Consider the following 16,156-nt stretch of genomic DNA (forward strand, 5'->3'; position numbering starts at 1 on the left):
CATGGAATTGGTGACCTCGCTACCTGCCGACACTCCGCTGCGGCAGGTGGCTCAGCACGTCGAACGCATCGAGAACCTCGGTTTCGACACGGTGCACATCTCCGAGACCATTCGCGACCCCTTCGCCGTGGCGGCACTGGCCGTCGAGCACAGCAGCACTCTCACTGTCCGGACGTCGATGGTTGTCGCGTTTGCGCGCAGTCCCATGGTGACGGCTTTGGCTGCCTGGGATCTTGCAGGTTTCTCGGGTGGGCGATTTCAACTGGGGCTCGCAACGCAGGTGCGCGGGAACATCGTCGGGCGGTACTCGATGCCGTGGACCAATCCTGTTGCACAACTGCGCGATTACGTCAGTGCTGTACGGGAGATATTTCAAGCGTTCCAGACGGGCGGCGAACTCGACTATGCCGGCTCGCACTACACCTTCAACCGACTGCAGCCCTACTTCAATCCGGGGCCGCTCGACGTTCCAGCTCCCGAGATCTGGACCGGGGGAGTGAACTCCCGCATGTGCTCGCTGGCAGGAGCCGTCGCCGACGGCTTTGTTGCTCACCCCACCAGCTCCCATCCGAAGGTGCTCGCGGAGAGGATCATTCCATCATTGACGGCCGGCGGAAGGAAGCCGCGGCTGATTGCCGTTCCGAAGACGATCACCGGCAAAGATCGTGCCGCGATACTTGCTCAACGAGAAGCGGTGCGCAGTGAACTTGCCTTTCTCTACTCCACACCGGCATATCGAATCGCGCTCGAGGTTCTCGGCTTGGCGGGGATCGGCGAGAAGCTGACTGCGATGGCACGAACGGGTGATTGGGCTCGACTACCAGCTGTGCTCACGGACGATGTTCTCGACATCTTGGTCACGCAATGCACCTACGCCGAACTCCCCGGGGTGCTGAGTTCGAAATACGCGAGTCTCTGCGACGGCATTGCACTGGCAGTGCCGGCGGATCCCGCCGACGACCGCGCCTTCGCAGCGATGTGTGAGGAGATTCGAGCCGCCGCAGCGTCCGCCAAGTGACTTCCTTCAAGTGGTGTCTGCTCGATGCGATCCCCGGCCACCTGGGGTTCAGCCGCGATCTCATCTGCCACGGGTGATGTGCAAATACCGCGAGACCGCCAGATTGACTGGACAGGGTTCCGCGTGAGGTCACGTCCGATGGCATCGCGTTCTTGCGTGGACGAGGACACAAGGACCGGAGGAGAGTGCTCATGGGTGCTGAGACCAAGCCTGCAACACCGTTCACCGTCGAGGTCAATCGCGCGGCAGTCGACGACTATCCCATGTCTGACCGGGAGGATTTCGGCGACGCGGACCGCGGGTTCATCGCCGGGTGGGAGAACGATCAGGTCTTCAACGACGAGGGCGATCTGATTCACGACGGTCAACCTCTCGAGTACATCACCGATGACAAGCAAGCGCCTGACTCTGTGAACCCCAGTCTGTGGCGGCAGTCGCAGTTGGTGAGGCGCTGCGGGCTCTACAAGGTTATCGACGGGCTGTACCAAGTCAGGTTCGCGGTTAACCTGACCATTGTCGATGCGCCGGACGGACTGGTCATCATCGACACCACCACCAGCGCTGATCTAGCCAAAGCAGGCCTGGAACTCTTCCGCCGTGAACTCGGCAACAACAAGCCGATCGTCGCGATCATCTATACCCACACGCATTTCGACCACTACGCCGGCGTCAAGGGCCTCGTCGACGAAGCAGACGTGGTGTCCGGCAAGATTCCGATCGTCGCGCCTGGAACCATCGAGTCTTTCAACAAGTTTGCGATCGGCGAGAACGTCATCACCGGCAATGCGATGTCGCGGCGGATGGGGTACACCTTCGGTTTGATTCTGCCCCAATGTGATTGTGGTCTGGTGACCGTCGGTCTGGGATCAGGCGCCGACGGGATGAACATCCACATGACCTACATTCCGCCCACTGACGGCATCACCAAGACCGGTGAGGTACGCAATCTCGGCGGGTGGGACTTCGAGTTCCTCTACGCTCCCGACACCGAAGCGCCGGAGGAGATGCATATCTGGATCCCGGCCATCAAAGCGCTCACCTGTGCCGAGAACGCCAATCACTCGATGCACAACATCCAGACGATCCGAGGCGCACGCACCCGAGATGCGCGCAACTTCGCCAGATACCTGGATGAGACTTTGGTGCGGTGGGGCGACGAGGTCGAAGTTCACCACGGTCCGCACACGTGGCCGGTGTGGGGGAACGCCACGGTGGTGGAATTCCTTGAATCACAACGGGATATGTACAAGTTCATTCACGACCAGGCGCTAAGGTTCGCGAACCAGGGCTACACGCCGCTCGAAGCTGCGGAGGTCGTCCGGCTACCGGAAGCCATCGGACAGAAGTGGTACAACCGCTACTACCACGGCGGACTGCACCACAACGTCCGCGCGGTCTTCCACAAGGAGCTGGGATTCTGGGACGGTGACCCGGCGACGATCTTGCCGTTGCTGCCCGAGGATCATGCCAAGCGGCACGTCGACCTGATCGGGCGAGAGAGGATACTTGCCGAGGGGCGCAATGCTTTTGAAGCGGGCGACTATCGGTGGGCGGTGCAGCTTCTCCATCACCTGGTCTTCGCCGATCCTGACGACGAGGAAGCAAAGAACCTGCAGGCCGACGCCTACGAGCAACTCGGATACCAGCAGGAAGTCCCGCAGTATCGGTCGATCTTCCTCGCCACCGCAATGGAATTGCGCAACGGCGTCACAGGTGCCGGTCAAGTCAACACCGACAGCACGGACACGATTTTGTCGATGCCGATCGATCTGCTCTTCGACTATGCGGGAGTACATCTCATCGCGGAGAAGGCGGACGACGTCGACATTTCGATCAACTTCAGTTTTGCTGACACGAAACAGGATTGGAACATGTGGATTCGACGGGCAGTTCTCAACGCGCGTTCGGGCCGCGCCCCTGACGCGCAACTGACCCTGACCGGTCCCAAGCCGTTGCTTGCCGGCATCCTTCTCCAACCAGGAAAGGCCTCTGCCATCCTCGACACCGGAAAAGTCACGTCCGACGGTGATGTTTCGGCGCTGACTCGCTTCGCCGACATCATGGACACGTTCGATCCGAATTTCAACCTGGCGACGCCCTGAAAGAGGGCAGCCTGAAAGAGGTCGTGGGGCAGGTGATTCTGACATCGCCTGCCCCACGTCCTCGTTGTGCTGGTTACTTCGCCATGTCCTGGGCTGCTCGGTACGAGAAGACCATGGCCGTGCCGAGTGGAACTCCGGGGCCGGGGTAGAAGCGGCCGCTCAGTGACGCGCTCGTGTTGCCTGCGGCGTAAAGGCCGTCGATGGCGCTGCCGTCAGCACGCAGGACTCGGCCGTTGACGTCGGTGACCAATCCGCCCTTGGTGCCGAGGTCACTGAGGACGATGCGGGCCGCGTAGAACGGACCGTTCTCGATGGCCGTCAGTGCCGCATTCGCGCCGCCGTTGGGTGGGCAGAAGAACGCGTCGTACGGGTCTTCGCCGCGATGGAACTCTTCGTCGACGCCCAGTTTTGCGGCATCGTTGAACTTTTCGACAGTGCTGCGCAATGCGTCGGCCGGTAGTCCGGTCTTGGCAGCGAGTTCTTCGAGAGTGTCGGCACCGACCCACGTTCCGGCTTCGAGGTGCTTGGCGGGCGCCGTGTTCGGGATGCAGATGGCGGGCAGTCCGCCACCCTCGCGCGAGTCGAAGATCATGAACGACGGCACGGCAGAACCGTTGTCGTCGTGAGCATCCATGGCTCGTCCGAACTGGTCGTACGGAAGCGACTCGTTGAGGTAGCGCTCACCGGCGCTGTCGACGACGAGCCCACCGCGAACGCCGACCATGAAGGCGGCGCTGCCGTCGGGCTGCTCGACGCCGGGGCAGAACCACGCCTGATCGAGCAAGGCTGTTGCGCCGCCGACAGCAATACCGGCAGAGATCGCGTCGCCGGTGTTGGCGCCGAAGGGACCCATACTCCAGATCGCCTTGCCGGGGGTGCCTGCCTGCTCACGCATCTCGGCGTTGCCTTCGATGCCGCCTGCTGCCATCAGGACACCGCGGTTCGCCTTGATTCGCTGGGTTTCGCCGCCGGATTCGACCTCGGCGCCGACAACACGGCCGTCTTCCACGATCAGGGAGGTGAGGACGGATTCGGTGCGAAGTTCGGCCTTACCGGTGCTCTGAACTGCGGCCAGCAGACGGCCGATCAGTGCGCGCCCACCGATCATCGGGCCGGGAGCATGATCCTGACCGGTGCGGTCTTGGTCCAGTTCCGGACGCACCTTGCCGGCGAGGTCACCGATGTCGGCGGGATCGAGATCGAGAGGGTTGATGGAGCGTCCCGTGTCCATCCGGCCTTCGGCTTTGTAGTAGTCGGGGAACGCACGGAACTCGAATTCGATGTTCGGGTTCTGCTCGAGTAGCGCGACGACAGCGGGAGCGGTCTCGACGTAGGCGTCCTGGCGCTCGGACTCGGCGTCACCGAGCAACGCGCGCAGATAGGTGCGGGCTTTCTCGGTCGAGTCGGGAAGTCCGGCGCGTTCCTGTACCTGGGTACCTGGGAGCCAGATCGAGGCACCCGAGTAGGCGGAGGTCCCGCCGAAACGATCGGTTTTCTCGAGGACGATCGTCGTCAATCCCTGAGCAGCGGCGGTATATGCGCCGGTCAGCGCTCCGCCGCCGGAGCCGACTACCAACACGTCGCACTCGCTGGTCCAGTCCTGCATCATTGCGTCCTTACTCCAAGAGGGTGGGGTGTCCACGGAATACCGCACGGCACTGGAAGGCCATGCCAGGTCCCACTGAGCGGGCAATATGCCGAGATGGGTGGTCCAGGTGAGAGAATTAGCGCGGTCGTTCGCGGCCGGGACACATAATCGATGATGGGGGCGACGTTGCCGAGAATTGCCGAGGTCAGGGACGCTGCTGAGCCCAGTTCGGACGAGCAGCGGGCGCGCCATGTGCGGATGCTGGAAGCGGCCGCCGAATTGGGGACCGAGAAAGAACTCTCGCGGGTTCAGATGCACGAAGTCGCCAAGCGGGCAGGCGTGGCCATCGGCACTCTCTACCGTTATTTCCCTTCGAAGACGCACCTCTTCGTTGCTGTGATGGTCGAGCAGATCGATCAGATCGGCGACAGTTTTGCCAAGCATCAGGTGCAGTCGGCCAATCCGCAGGACGCCGTGTACGAGGTCCTGGTGCGCGCGACTCGCGGGTTACTGCGTCGGCCGGCCCTTTCGACTGCGATGCTGCAGTCGTCCAGTACCGCCAACGTCGCGACGGTGCCGGACGTGGGCAAGATCGATCGCGGCTTCCGGCAGATCATCCTCGATGCGGCCGGGATCGAGAACCCGACCGAGGAAGACAACACCGGGTTGCGTCTGCTGATGCAGCTGTGGTTCGGGGTCATCCAATCGTGCCTCAACGGTCGAATTTCCATCCCGGATGCGGAGTACGACATCCGCAAGGGGTGCGACCTGCTTTTGGTGAATCTCTCACGACACTGACGTGACCTCGCCCCTTCTCGGGGTGGGTTCGTCGTGTCCTCAAAATTGAAATCAATTCTATTATTCGAGTCAGACTTGGTTCAAAGATGACGTTCATTCCGGCATTGCCCTGACATCAACAATAGAATACATTACAGAAAAGTTGACGGTGAGTCAGCTCACCGACCGAAAACTCCACGAAGGAGCGCACATCATGGGTCATGCAGTCATCGTCGAGGCCGCTCGGACACCGATCGGCCGTCGTCGCGGCGCCCTGGCGGGGCTGCACCCCGCCGAGATTCTGGGAGCAGCGCAACTCGGCGTTCTCGAACGGGCAGGCGTCGCACCGGAAGACATCGGGCAGATCATCGGCGGCTGTGTCACCCAGGCAGGTGAGCAGTCCAACAACGTCACGCGGCAAGCGTGGCTGCACGCCGGATTGCCGTACAGCACAGCGGCAACCACCATCGACTGCGCCTGTGGATCTGCCCAGCAGGCAGTGCATTTGATTTCCGGCCTGATTTCCTCAGGTCAGATCTCGGCCGGTATCGGCTGCGGCGTCGAGGCGATGAGCCGTGTGTTTCTGGGCCAGGCAAACGCGCCCGGTACGGGAAACCCGTACCCGGACGACTGGACCATCGACATGGGTGACCAGTTCACTTCTGCGCAGCGTATCGCCGAGAAGCGTGGCATCACACGCGCCGACGTCGACGCCTTCGGCCTGGAATCGCAGCGCCGCGCAGCCCAGGCTTGGGCAGAAGGACGCTTCGACCGTGAGATCGTGCCCGTCAAGGCTCCTGTCGTCACCAAGGAAGGTGTGCCGACCGGTGAGATCGCCACTGTCACGCGCGACGGTGGCCTGCGCGAGACGACAGCCGAGGCGCTGGGCGGACTCAAGCCGGTCATCGAAGGCCATATCCACACCGCCGGCAACTCGTCGCAGATCAGTGACGGCGCGGCTGCGGTACTGCTGATGAGCGAAGAGCGCGCGCAGGAGTTGGGATTGAAGCCCCGCGCGCGGATCGTCGCGTCCGGCATGGTCGGATCTGATCCCTTCTATCACCTGGACGGACCGATCGAGTCCACTCAGATGGTGCTCGACAAGGCCGGAATGACTCTGAACGACATCGATCTCGTCGAAATCAACGAAGCGTTCGCCTCGGTAGTGCTCTCCTGGGCGCAGGTTCACGACGCAGATCTGTCCAAGGTCAACGTCAACGGCGGTGCGATCGCACTCGGGCATCCCGTCGGTTCGACCGGCGCTCGTCTGATCACGACCGCGCTGCACGAACTCGAGCGCTCGAACAAGTCCACGGGGCTGGTCACGATGTGCGCCGGTGGCGCTCTCTCTACCGCCACCATCATCGAACGCATCTGACCCGTACTCAAACTGTCGAATTGACGAGGTAGACATGACCATTGGATTGAGTGAAGAAGATCGTGACCTCCGCGACTCCGTACGGGGCTGGGCGGCACGTCACGCAACACCCACCGCTATCCGTGAAGCGGTCGAGGCGAAGGTCGAAACTCGCCCCCAACTCTGGAGCGGGCTTGCCGAGCAGGGACTTCTCGGACTACACGTGGCCGAGGAATTCGGTGGCGCTGGATACGGATTGGTCGAGCTCGCGATCGTCGTCGAGGAACTCGGGCGCTCCATGGTTCCCGGCACGTTCCTGCCGACAGTCGTGGTCAGCGCCGTTCTCAGCGACGCCGGAGTCACCGCTCCGCTGGCCGGACTGGTCGACGGCAGCACGCTCGGAGCCGTTGCACTGCAGCCGGGTTCGCTGAAGATCGCCCGCGACGGCGACACCGCCACCCTCAGCGGAACGTCCAGCCAGATTCTCGGTGGCCATGTCGGCGACGTGTTCCTCCTCGCGACGGACAGCGGATTCGTTCTGCTCGGACGTGACCGCCTCGAGGTCACGGACTTGGCCAGTTACGACGTCGTACGTCGTAACTCCGAGGTCACCGTCGACGGTCTGATCCTCGCCGATTCCGAGATCCTCACCATCGATACGCAGCGTGTACTCGACATTGCCGCAACACTGTTCGCGGCCGAGGCATCAGGTTTGGCCGACTGGGCCGTCACGACCTCGGCCGACTACGCGAAGGTGCGTCAGCAGTTCGGTCGCCCGATCGGCCAGTTCCAGGGCGTCAAGCACAAGGCCGCTCGGATGCTCGCTCTTGCCGAGCAGGCGCGCGTCTGCGCGTGGGACGCTGCGCGCGCATTGACGCCCGCCAACGGCGTCGGTGCCGAAGAGGCTTCTCTCGCAGCAGCCGTCGCCGGAGCCACGGCCCTCGAAGCAGGCTTCTCCGTCACGCGTGACTGCATCCAGGTGCTCGGCGGAATCGGCTACACGTGGGAGCACGACGCGCACCTGTACCTGCGCCGCGCGCAGTCCCTGCGAATTCTGCTGGGTTCCACGGCATTCTGGCGTCGTCGCGTTGCCGAGCTGACCATTGCCGGCACCCGTCGCGTGCTCAGCATCGAGTTGCCGCCCGAGGCCGAGGCGATCCGCGCCGACGTCCGCGCCGAGCTCGCTCCTGCACTCGAACTCGAAGGCGCCGCGCAGAAGACGTATCTCGCGGAAAAGGGCTACACCGCACCGCACTTCACGGCTCCGTGGGGAAAATCCGCCGATGCCGTCAGTCAGCTGGTCATCGCCGAAGAACTGCGCGCTGCGAAGATCAAGCCGCACGACATGATCATCGGCAACTGGGTCATCCCGACGCTCATCGCGCACGGCAACGAAGAGCAGCTCGCCAAGTTCGTCCCGCCGTCACTGCGTGGCGACATCGTCTGGTGCCAGCTCTTCTCCGAGCCCGGCGCAGGTTCCGACCTCGCGGCTCTGAGCACCAAGGCCACCAAGGTCGACGGTGGCTGGAAGTTGCAGGGCCAGAAGGTGTGGACGTCGATGGCACGCGACGCGCACTGGGGAATCTGCCTCGCGCGCACCGACGCCGACGCCCCCAAGCACAAGGGCCTGTCCTACTTCCTGATCGACATCAAGAACAGCGGCCTCGACATTCGCCCGCTTCGCGAGATCACCGGTGAAGCTCTGTTCAACGAAGTCTTCTTCGACGACGTCTTCGTCCCCGACGAGTGCCTGGTCGGCGAGCCGGGGGACGGCTGGAAGCTCGCTCGCACCACACTGGCCAACGAGCGTGTCTCGCTGTCCAACGACTCGTCTCTCGGATCGGGTGGTGAGGCTCTTCTGAGTCTGGTCGACGGACTACCCGGTGGCATCGACGACGAGCAGCTGACGGTGCTCGGAAAGGTGCTGTGCGACGCGCAGTCCGGCGGTCTGCTCGGTCTGCGCACCACGCTGCGCTCGCTCACCGGCGCGCAGCCGGGGGCCGAATCCTCGGTGGCGAAGTTGATCGGTGTCGAGCACATCCAGCAGGTCTGGGATGTGGCAATGGAGTGGGCCGGGCCGAGTTCACTTCTGGGCGACCAGCATCGGATGTCTGCAACCCAGATGTTCTTGAACTCGCAGTGCATGTCCATCGCGGGTGGTACAACCAATGTTCAGCTCAACATCATCGGTGAGCGAATCCTGGGTCTGCCTCGCGACCCCGAACCGGGAAAGTGACCTGCACATGAGCAATCGCACCTTCGTCATCGGCGTGGGCATGACCAAGTTCGAGAAGATCGAGACCCGCGACTGGGAATACCCGGACATGGTGACCGAAGCCGTCTCGAATGCACTCACCGATGCCGGGATCAGCTACGACCAGATCCAGCGTGCTGCAGTCGGTTACGTGTTCAACGCGTCGACAGCAGGCCAGCGTGCCCTGTACGAAACGGGTCTGTCCGGTATCCCGATCTTCAACGTCAACAATAACTGCGCCACCGGCTCGACGGCACTGATGACGGCGCGCGAGTGGGTACAGGCCGGACAAGCGGACTGCGCACTGGCCGTCGGCTTCGAAAAGATGACCAAAACGGCGCTGACCGGAACCGGTGAGATGCCCAAGGTCACCACTTTGGATTCGCAGCTGAAGATCATGGTCGAGGACTACGGCTTCGCCCGATCGCCCATGACCGCTCAGTTGTTCGGTAATGCCGCCGTCGAGCACATGAAGAAGTACGGCACCACGGTCGAGCAGATTGCAGCCGTGGCGGTCAAGAACCACAAGCACTCGGTCAACAATCCGTATGCGCAGTTCCGTGACGAGTACACCCTCGAACAGGTGCTCGGCGACAAGATGATTCACGAGCCGCTGACGCGCTCACAGTGTTCACCGACTTCGGACGGTGCCGGTGCTGCCGTCGTCGTGAGTGAGAAGTTCGTCCGTGAGCACGGACTCGAGGACCGTGCGATCGAGATCGTCGCTCAGGCCATGACCACCGACACCTCGGCAGCGTTTGCCGAGAAGTCGATGATCGACGTAGTCGGCGCGCCGATGACGGCTGCGGCCGCCGAGCAGGTCTTTGCCGAAGCCGGCATCAGCATCGACGACGTCGATGTCATCGAACTGCACGACTGCTTCGCGATCAACGAGATCATCACCTACGAAGGTCTCGGAATGTGCGGCGCTGGTGAAGGCGGAAAGCTCGTCGAATCCGGTGCCACTACGTACGGCGGCCAGTGGGTCGTCAACCCGTCTGGCGGTCTGATCTCGAAGGGCCACCCGCTGGGTGCCACCGGGCTGGCACAGTGTGCCGAACTGACGTGGCAGCTTCGCGGGACCGCAGACGCTCGCCAGGTCGAAGGCGCACGAATCGGATTGCAGCACAACCTCGGACTGGGCGGCGCGTGCGTCGTGACCGTCTACCGAGCCGGAACTTTGGAGAACTGATGGCTATCGATCTCGAGGTGGCATTGTCCGCCGAACCGACTGTGCGCGAAGCGTCGTGGACCGACCGCGACGTCATGCTCTACCAGTTGGGGCTCGGAGCCGGCGTGAACGCTCTGGATCCCGCCGAGCTCACCTGGGTGTACGAAAAGGGTCTGAAAGTGCTCCCGACCTTTGCAATGGTTGCAGGCCAGGGAGTTTCGGCGGGTGTACTGCCCGCAGCGTCGATGAGTATGCCGGGAATCGACATCGACCTGCGCAAGATTTTGCACGGTGGGCAGTCGCTGACACTTCACGCGCCGATCCCGTCGACGGGTGCTGCTCGTATTTCCACTCGCATCGCTGACGTGTGGGACAAGGGCAAGGCTGCCGTCATCGTGCTCGAGACGGCGGCCGAGGACCTTGACGGGAATCCGTTGTGGACCACCGGAATGCAGATCTGGGCCCGCGGCGAAGGTGGCTTCGGCGGCAGCGCCGGTCCCGAAGTTGTTGCGGGGGTGCCTGACCGGGCGCCCGACAAGGTACTGACGTCGAGCACGAGTACCTCACAAGCTCTGGTGTACCGACTCAGTGGCGACATGAACCCGCTGCACGCTGATCCCTCCTTCGCGAAGATGGCGGGATTCGACGCTCCGATTCTGCACGGTCTGGCGTCGTACGGCATCGTCTGCAAGGCGGTGGTCGACGGAATTCTCGACGGAGATCCGACGCGGGTGAAGAACTACTCGGTGCGGTTCGCCGGTTCGCTGTTCCCCGGCGAATCCATCACCACATCGGTATGGCAGGACGGCAACACACTGACCTTGGCGGCGACGTGCCCCGAGCGCGAGAACTCCCCGGTTCTCACACACGCAACAATGGAGATCAACTGATGGACCTCGGCACGCACCCCACGGCAGCCACACACCCGGGCGGCACGGTTTTGACGTCGCCGCCGCAGGACGCCCCGGTCGACCGGGCCACGGCAGCAGCGCGTCGCGTTGTCGACGCGATGCTGCGCACCGACCGCGGAAACGCCAATCTGGATCGGGTTGCGGAGGAGCTCAACAGCATTGCCGAGCACCTCGAGCAGCACTCGCCCGAGGTGGCCGAGCGCTTGATCGACATGTGGAACGGTGAGGGCGTGACTCGTCACGATCCGGTGACCGGCCCCGAGAATGCCATTGCGCCGCCGCTGGTTCTGGAAGGGCTCGCTGACGGGTCGGTGCAGGGAGTGGTCACGTTGACGCTGCCGTACCAGGGCCCTCCCGGCCACGTACACGGCGGTGTTTCGGCTCTGCTGCTCGATCACGTTCTCGGTGTGGCCAATGCCTGGGGTGGAACTTCAGGCATGACAGCACAATTGAGCACTCGGTACCATCGCCCGACTCCGCTGTTCGAGCCCCTCACGATCAGCGGCAAATTCCTTTCCAAGGACGGCCGCAAGATTCACACCGTCGGTGAGATCAAGACTGCGGACGGCGAATTGTGTGTGTCGGTAGAGGGATTGTTCATCGACAAGACCGTGCCGCGCCCCAGGTAGGGGTCTGACGAAGGAGGGCCCAGTGGGCAAGCTCGACGGACGTGTAGCAGTGGTCACCGGTGCCGGTATGGGCATCGGGCGCGGAGTGGCAGGCGCGTTCGCGCGTGAAGGCGCGTCGGTGTTGGTTGCCGAGATCGACGAGGCAGCGGGCCTCGAAACCACCCAGTGGTTGCGGGACGAATGGGGTGCGGAGGCGGAATTCGTCCGGACCGACGTCACCGACAAAGCTCAGGTTGTTGCCATGGTCGACAAGTCCGTCGAGCGGTTCGGACGCCTCGACATCCTGGTCAACAATGCTTGGCGGACTTTCGGTTTCGCTCGGCTCGAGAAGATGACCGACGAGCAATTGCGCGGCGGTTTCGACATGGCAGTGATGGCCGCTTTCTGGGCCATGCAGGCTGCGTTGCCGGAACTCGAGCGTCACGGCACCGGCCGCGTGATCAACATGTGCAGCCTCAACGGCGTGAATGCTCACATGTACTCGGTGCAGTACAACGCGGCCAAGGAAGCATTGCGAACACTGACTCGCACTGCTGCCCGCGAGTGGGCTCCCAAGCACGTGAACTGCAACGTCATCTGTCCCGGTGCGCAGAGTGCGGCGTACAAGCGTGTCGCCGAAGCCAATCCGGAAAACGCGGCAGTGATGGCCGCACAGAACCCGATGGGGCGGATCGGCGATCCCCTCGACGACATCGGCCCCGTTGCGGCCTTCCTGGCGAGCGACGACAGCCGCTACGTCACCGGCAACACTCTCTTCGTCGACGGTGGTGGGCACATCAACGGTGTGCAGTGGGCGCCGACCGTCGACTGATCGGCAGTAATTCGGCTCGAGAATCCGGCGTCTATTTGGCCGTGAATCCCGCATCGACCGGCAACGCGATACCTGTGACGTATCGAGCCTGATCCGAGACCAACCAGGCTATCGCGTTGCTGACGTCGGAAGCTTCGATCAGCCCGACGTCCAAGAGATTGCCGACATCGGCTCCGCTCGATGCGGGGGAGTCTGCGAACAGTTTCGCGACGGCATCGTTGACGACCATCGGTGTATTCGCTCCCGCCGGATGCACGGAGTTGACACGAATGTTGTGGGGAGCAAGCCAGTGCGCCCACGTGCGCCCCAACCCGACGATGGCGTGTTTACTCGCGCAGTAGCCGTCGGATCCGCCGGTTCCATCACCTCCGCGGCCGCCAAGTCCCAGTGTTGATCCGGTCAGGACTATTGCGCCGCCTGTCCCTTGCTCGATCATCGCGGGCGCTGCGGCCTGGACGGTATTCCAGACGCCGAAAAGATTGACCTCCATCTGGTCGCGGAAGGCGCGGGCATCGTCGATGTCCGGGGACATCATGCCGATACCGGCGTTGGCCAGGACGATGTCGAGGCTGCCCAACACTGCGATACCTTCGGCCACTGCGGCTCCCAGCGCGGGTAAATCGCGAACGTCGACTTTTCGCGCGACGACATTTCGCCCGAGAGCCTCGATCATTGCCGCTGTCTGCCTCAAATCCTCGGCGGTACCCATCGGGTAGGCCACCGATTCGATCTGGCGGCAGATGTCGAGTGCAATGATGTCCGCACCCTCCTGCGCCAATCGCACGGCATGGCTTCGGCCCTGACCTCGGGCGGCTCCGGTGATCAGTGCGGTTTTGCCTTCCAACTGTCCGGGCATGGGTGCTCCGTCCGTCGTGAATCATGAGTACTCGGTCATGAGTACTGACTCGAGGGGACGGCGAAACTCGTCGCCGGCGACGTAGTCTGAGTTCAGATACAGCGGGAACTCGCTTCGGAAGAGAAGAGGCTCGGTATGTCCGATTGGGAGAAGAAGTTCGAAGCTGAAGCCAAGGGCCTCCTGGCCGAGGTTGAAGAAGAGCTGACCGTCCTCGAAGGTGTCGACACCATCGATCCGTTTGGTGAAGACGATCCGGACCCGGTTGCTGGAGACGATCCGTCAGCGGGAGATGACGACACCAAGCCGGCCTCGGACTGACCCCTGCGACACGTCGACCTGACCCTGCGACACGCCGACCCGCCTCGACGCCGCTCGGTATCTCAGAACGGTGGTGGGTCGTCCCCGTAGTCGATGGGTTCTCGGTGGGCTCGCGGTGATTTCCGCCGCTTGCATTGAACGTGCTCCTCAGCTCGTTTCTGAATCCGTCGGCGTTGACGATTGCGTTCGGACTGGATACGGGCGGCCTTGTTCTCCGCCTGGGTCCGCCGATCTCGACCGCACTGCGGCGGCATCGGGCCGTGCGGCCCGGCCATCAACCCTGCGGGGCGTGTTCGGTAGCAATGCTCAGTCGGCGATGTCAGCGACATGGTCCGATCCTGGTTCGACGCGAATTGCCACCGGTCGGAATGCTTGAGGCGATGGTGGTTGCGGCAGAACGCACTCATATTCGATTCGACTGTCTTGCCGCCGCGTTCGGGGTCGCCACGATGGAACGGTTCATTGTGGTCCAGATCGGAATTCCAGGCCGGGACATCACAATGCAGCCATTGGCAGCTGCCCGCGATGATCCGCAACCAGGTATCGAGAACTGAACCCGGCCGGTAGACGTACGCCGAACCGGGCACCTGTTCGGTGGCGGTATCAGCGGGTACTCGGACGTTTCGAATTACGGCGTCTTGTGCGATGTCGCGAGCATGCTCAGCGCTGATCACCCCGTACCCGTCGAGGTGAGCGGGCTCGCCGCCTCCGCGCAGAGTGGAATCAGTCATCACGACGTGAACCACGGGCCGACGAACGACAACACCACCGCTTCGATCCTGCGGGCAATCAGCTCGGCCACAGTTGCACGGCAAGAACGGTGATCCGTTGGTCAACTCGAAGAGCGCGTCGGCTCGTCGCTGCTCGTATGTTCGAGAGTCGTTTCGGCATACCGACATTGCCAACTCGCGTAGTCGGCCGTCGAATGCCCGAGCTTGCTCTGCCGGAATGCTTCCCAAGATCTTTGCCATCCCGTCCTCGGCAGCGCTGACCCCGACGAACCGATCGGTGAGAGCACGGTGTCGACGTTCTCGCATACCTTCCGGGTCCACCATCGCCACGATCCGATCGATCGCCGCTGTCAGTCGCCTTCCCGTCAAGCCCGTTCCGCCGGCTACTGGTGGGGCGAGAACCTGCTCGAGCAGTAGTCGTTCCACCTCGTCGATCAATTCGTCTTTCACGTTCGCGGTCGCGGAATCGATCAAACCAACTCGGTACAGATCCAACTCGCCACGCGCCATCGCCGCTCGAGTGCGATGCAAACGAGTCTTCAACGAGAACCCCAACCCGATCAGCTTGCCGGCAGCCGCGCGGCCCATCGTCAGTGACGCACCGACTTCTGATTCAGCCAACTCGTGTGCGGTCGACGACCACGCACCACTGGCGGCATGCTCTGAGCTTCGCCGCGAAAAGAACTCGGCAATCACAGCGAGCTTGCGTTCGACCAGCATCGCCTCACATGCGTGCAGATCTGTCATGAGATCAACCAGCGCACAATCAGTTTCGGTACCGGTCAGCTGCGCTGAGATACCGAAGAGCTCTGTTGTCGGGTTGAACATGCATCCATTCTATTCGAATGTGTGTTCGATATGAAGTGAATTCTCAAATCAGTCGGAATAGTCCGAATCGGCCGAAATGCTTATTGTGCTTGCGTTTTGGATCCTGTCCATTCGCAACTCGGACATGTTGTCGTGCCACTGTGTAAGTATCGGCATATGGCAGACAACGCGGTGAAACTCAGTGAACAGTCGCTTGTGCTCTTCATGGACTATGGACAGTTTTACATATACGGCGACGATGACGGTTTCGGGAGGGAAACGGACCTGCTCGAACTCGCGATGGCTTCGCGCCCTGCGTACAGTGACGGCACAATTGTGATTGTCCTGAGCCCGCACCAGAACAACTTCGACATGCATGCAACGGTCGAAGTCTGGTCCTCCCGACCCGCATCCGACCGCCAGAAATGGCAGCAGGTCAGTGAGTCGTTTCTGAAGGTTGGTCCGCAGGGGTCAATTAGCTTTGATTCACCTCCGGGTGGGGAGTTCATTGTCTGTGATGTACCGGAGGGGTCATATCTGGTTGAGATTGCCGGCCGCGGTTTTGTGAACTACGGCTGGCCCGGATCGACAGAACCCGGAGATGTTTGGCGGGTGCGTATGTGGCCTTCAGGCGGCGACGAGGTGCGGCCATCGCTGCAGTGGGACATGCCGGGATATGGCGTTCCGGTGGACGAACCGATACCTGAACCGATTCCTCGTGCACAGCGGGACATCGAGTCGACATGGATAACGATTGACGGCGAGAACGGCGAGCCGTCCAGGTTTGTGCAAATCAGTGACCTCCGCGCCGAAGCTGCTGAACGAG

Annotated in this window: 13 protein-coding genes; 10 read left to right on the top strand and 3 right to left on the bottom strand. The window is 62.3% G+C overall.

From position 1 onward, the window contains the following. Position 1: 1 nt before the first annotated feature. Positions 2–1,018 (top strand): TIGR03617 family F420-dependent LLM class oxidoreductase, encoded by a 1,017-nt coding sequence (locus AC3WQS_RS01375; protein ID WP_182262388.1) that lies wholly within the window; start codon positions 2–4, stop codon positions 1,016–1,018. Between the two features lie 191 nt (positions 1,019–1,209). Beyond that, positions 1,210–3,120: an alkyl/aryl-sulfatase gene (locus tag AC3WQS_RS01380; RefSeq protein ID WP_308371240.1), complete on the top strand. Its 1,911-nt coding sequence runs from the start codon at positions 1,210–1,212 to the stop codon at positions 3,118–3,120. A gap of 73 nt (positions 3,121–3,193) precedes the next feature. Here the strand turns inward: AC3WQS_RS01380 and AC3WQS_RS01385 are convergent, their stop codons facing one another. Then, positions 3,194–4,726 carry an FAD-dependent oxidoreductase gene (locus AC3WQS_RS01385; RefSeq protein WP_492713044.1) on the bottom strand — a complete coding sequence of 511 codons (1,533 nt, stop codon included), beginning with the start codon at positions 4,724–4,726 and terminating at the stop codon, positions 3,194–3,196. A gap of 153 nt (positions 4,727–4,879) precedes the next feature. On the opposite strand from AC3WQS_RS01385, the gene AC3WQS_RS01390 reads away from it, so the two are divergent. The 7 genes from AC3WQS_RS01390 to AC3WQS_RS01420 all read left to right on the top strand — a co-directional run bounded on the left by AC3WQS_RS01390 (position 4,880) and on the right by AC3WQS_RS01420 (position 12,618). Further along, on the top strand, positions 4,880–5,506 hold the full coding sequence (locus AC3WQS_RS01390) for a TetR/AcrR family transcriptional regulator (protein ID WP_019745323.1): 627 nt from the start codon (positions 4,880–4,882) through the stop codon (positions 5,504–5,506). 193 nt (positions 5,507–5,699) lie between these two features. After that, entirely contained in the window at positions 5,700–6,863 is a 1,164-nt protein-coding gene (locus tag AC3WQS_RS01395) for a steroid 3-ketoacyl-CoA thiolase (protein ID WP_047889710.1), read from the top strand. A gap of 34 nt (positions 6,864–6,897) precedes the next feature. Continuing rightward, entirely contained in the window at positions 6,898–9,078 is a 2,181-nt protein-coding gene (locus AC3WQS_RS01400; protein ID WP_029256269.1) for an acyl-CoA dehydrogenase family protein, read from the top strand. Positions 9,079–9,085: 7 nt separating this feature from the next. Beyond that, positions 9,086–10,288 (top strand): lipid-transfer protein, encoded by a 1,203-nt coding sequence (locus AC3WQS_RS01405; protein ID WP_019745320.1) that lies wholly within the window; start codon positions 9,086–9,088, stop codon positions 10,286–10,288. Next, positions 10,288–11,157 (top strand): MaoC/PaaZ C-terminal domain-containing protein, encoded by an 870-nt coding sequence (locus AC3WQS_RS01410; RefSeq protein WP_020909153.1) that lies wholly within the window; start codon positions 10,288–10,290, stop codon positions 11,155–11,157. Before AC3WQS_RS01405 ends, AC3WQS_RS01410 begins: the two co-directional genes overlap by 1 nt. Continuing rightward, positions 11,157–11,807 (top strand): PaaI family thioesterase, encoded by a 651-nt coding sequence (locus tag AC3WQS_RS01415; protein WP_021331979.1) that lies wholly within the window; start codon positions 11,157–11,159, stop codon positions 11,805–11,807. Before AC3WQS_RS01410 ends, AC3WQS_RS01415 begins: the two co-directional genes overlap by 1 nt. A 22-nt stretch (positions 11,808–11,829) precedes the next feature. Further along, positions 11,830–12,618 carry an SDR family NAD(P)-dependent oxidoreductase gene (locus tag AC3WQS_RS01420; protein ID WP_029256266.1) on the top strand — a complete coding sequence of 263 codons (789 nt, stop codon included), beginning with the start codon at positions 11,830–11,832 and terminating at the stop codon, positions 12,616–12,618. 31 nt (positions 12,619–12,649) lie between these two features. Here AC3WQS_RS01420 and AC3WQS_RS01425 read toward each other — a convergent pair whose 3' ends face one another. Beyond that, complete coding sequence (locus AC3WQS_RS01425) at positions 12,650–13,474, bottom strand: mycofactocin-coupled SDR family oxidoreductase (protein WP_492713045.1); 825 nt, start codon at positions 13,472–13,474, stop codon at positions 12,650–12,652. A gap of 135 nt (positions 13,475–13,609) precedes the next feature. Between AC3WQS_RS01425 and AC3WQS_RS01430 the strand changes: the two genes are divergently transcribed. Next, entirely contained in the window at positions 13,610–13,792 is a 183-nt protein-coding gene (locus AC3WQS_RS01430; RefSeq protein WP_020909150.1) for a hypothetical protein, read from the top strand. Positions 13,793–13,854: 62 nt separating this feature from the next. On the opposite strand, the gene AC3WQS_RS01435 is transcribed toward AC3WQS_RS01430, so the two are convergent. Then, positions 13,855–15,351: a DUF222 domain-containing protein gene (locus AC3WQS_RS01435; RefSeq protein WP_492713046.1), complete on the bottom strand. Its 1,497-nt coding sequence runs from the start codon at positions 15,349–15,351 to the stop codon at positions 13,855–13,857. Positions 15,352–16,156 lie beyond the last annotated feature (805 nt).

The sequence above is a fragment of the Rhodococcus sp. FW305-130 genome (assembly GCF_058788335.1).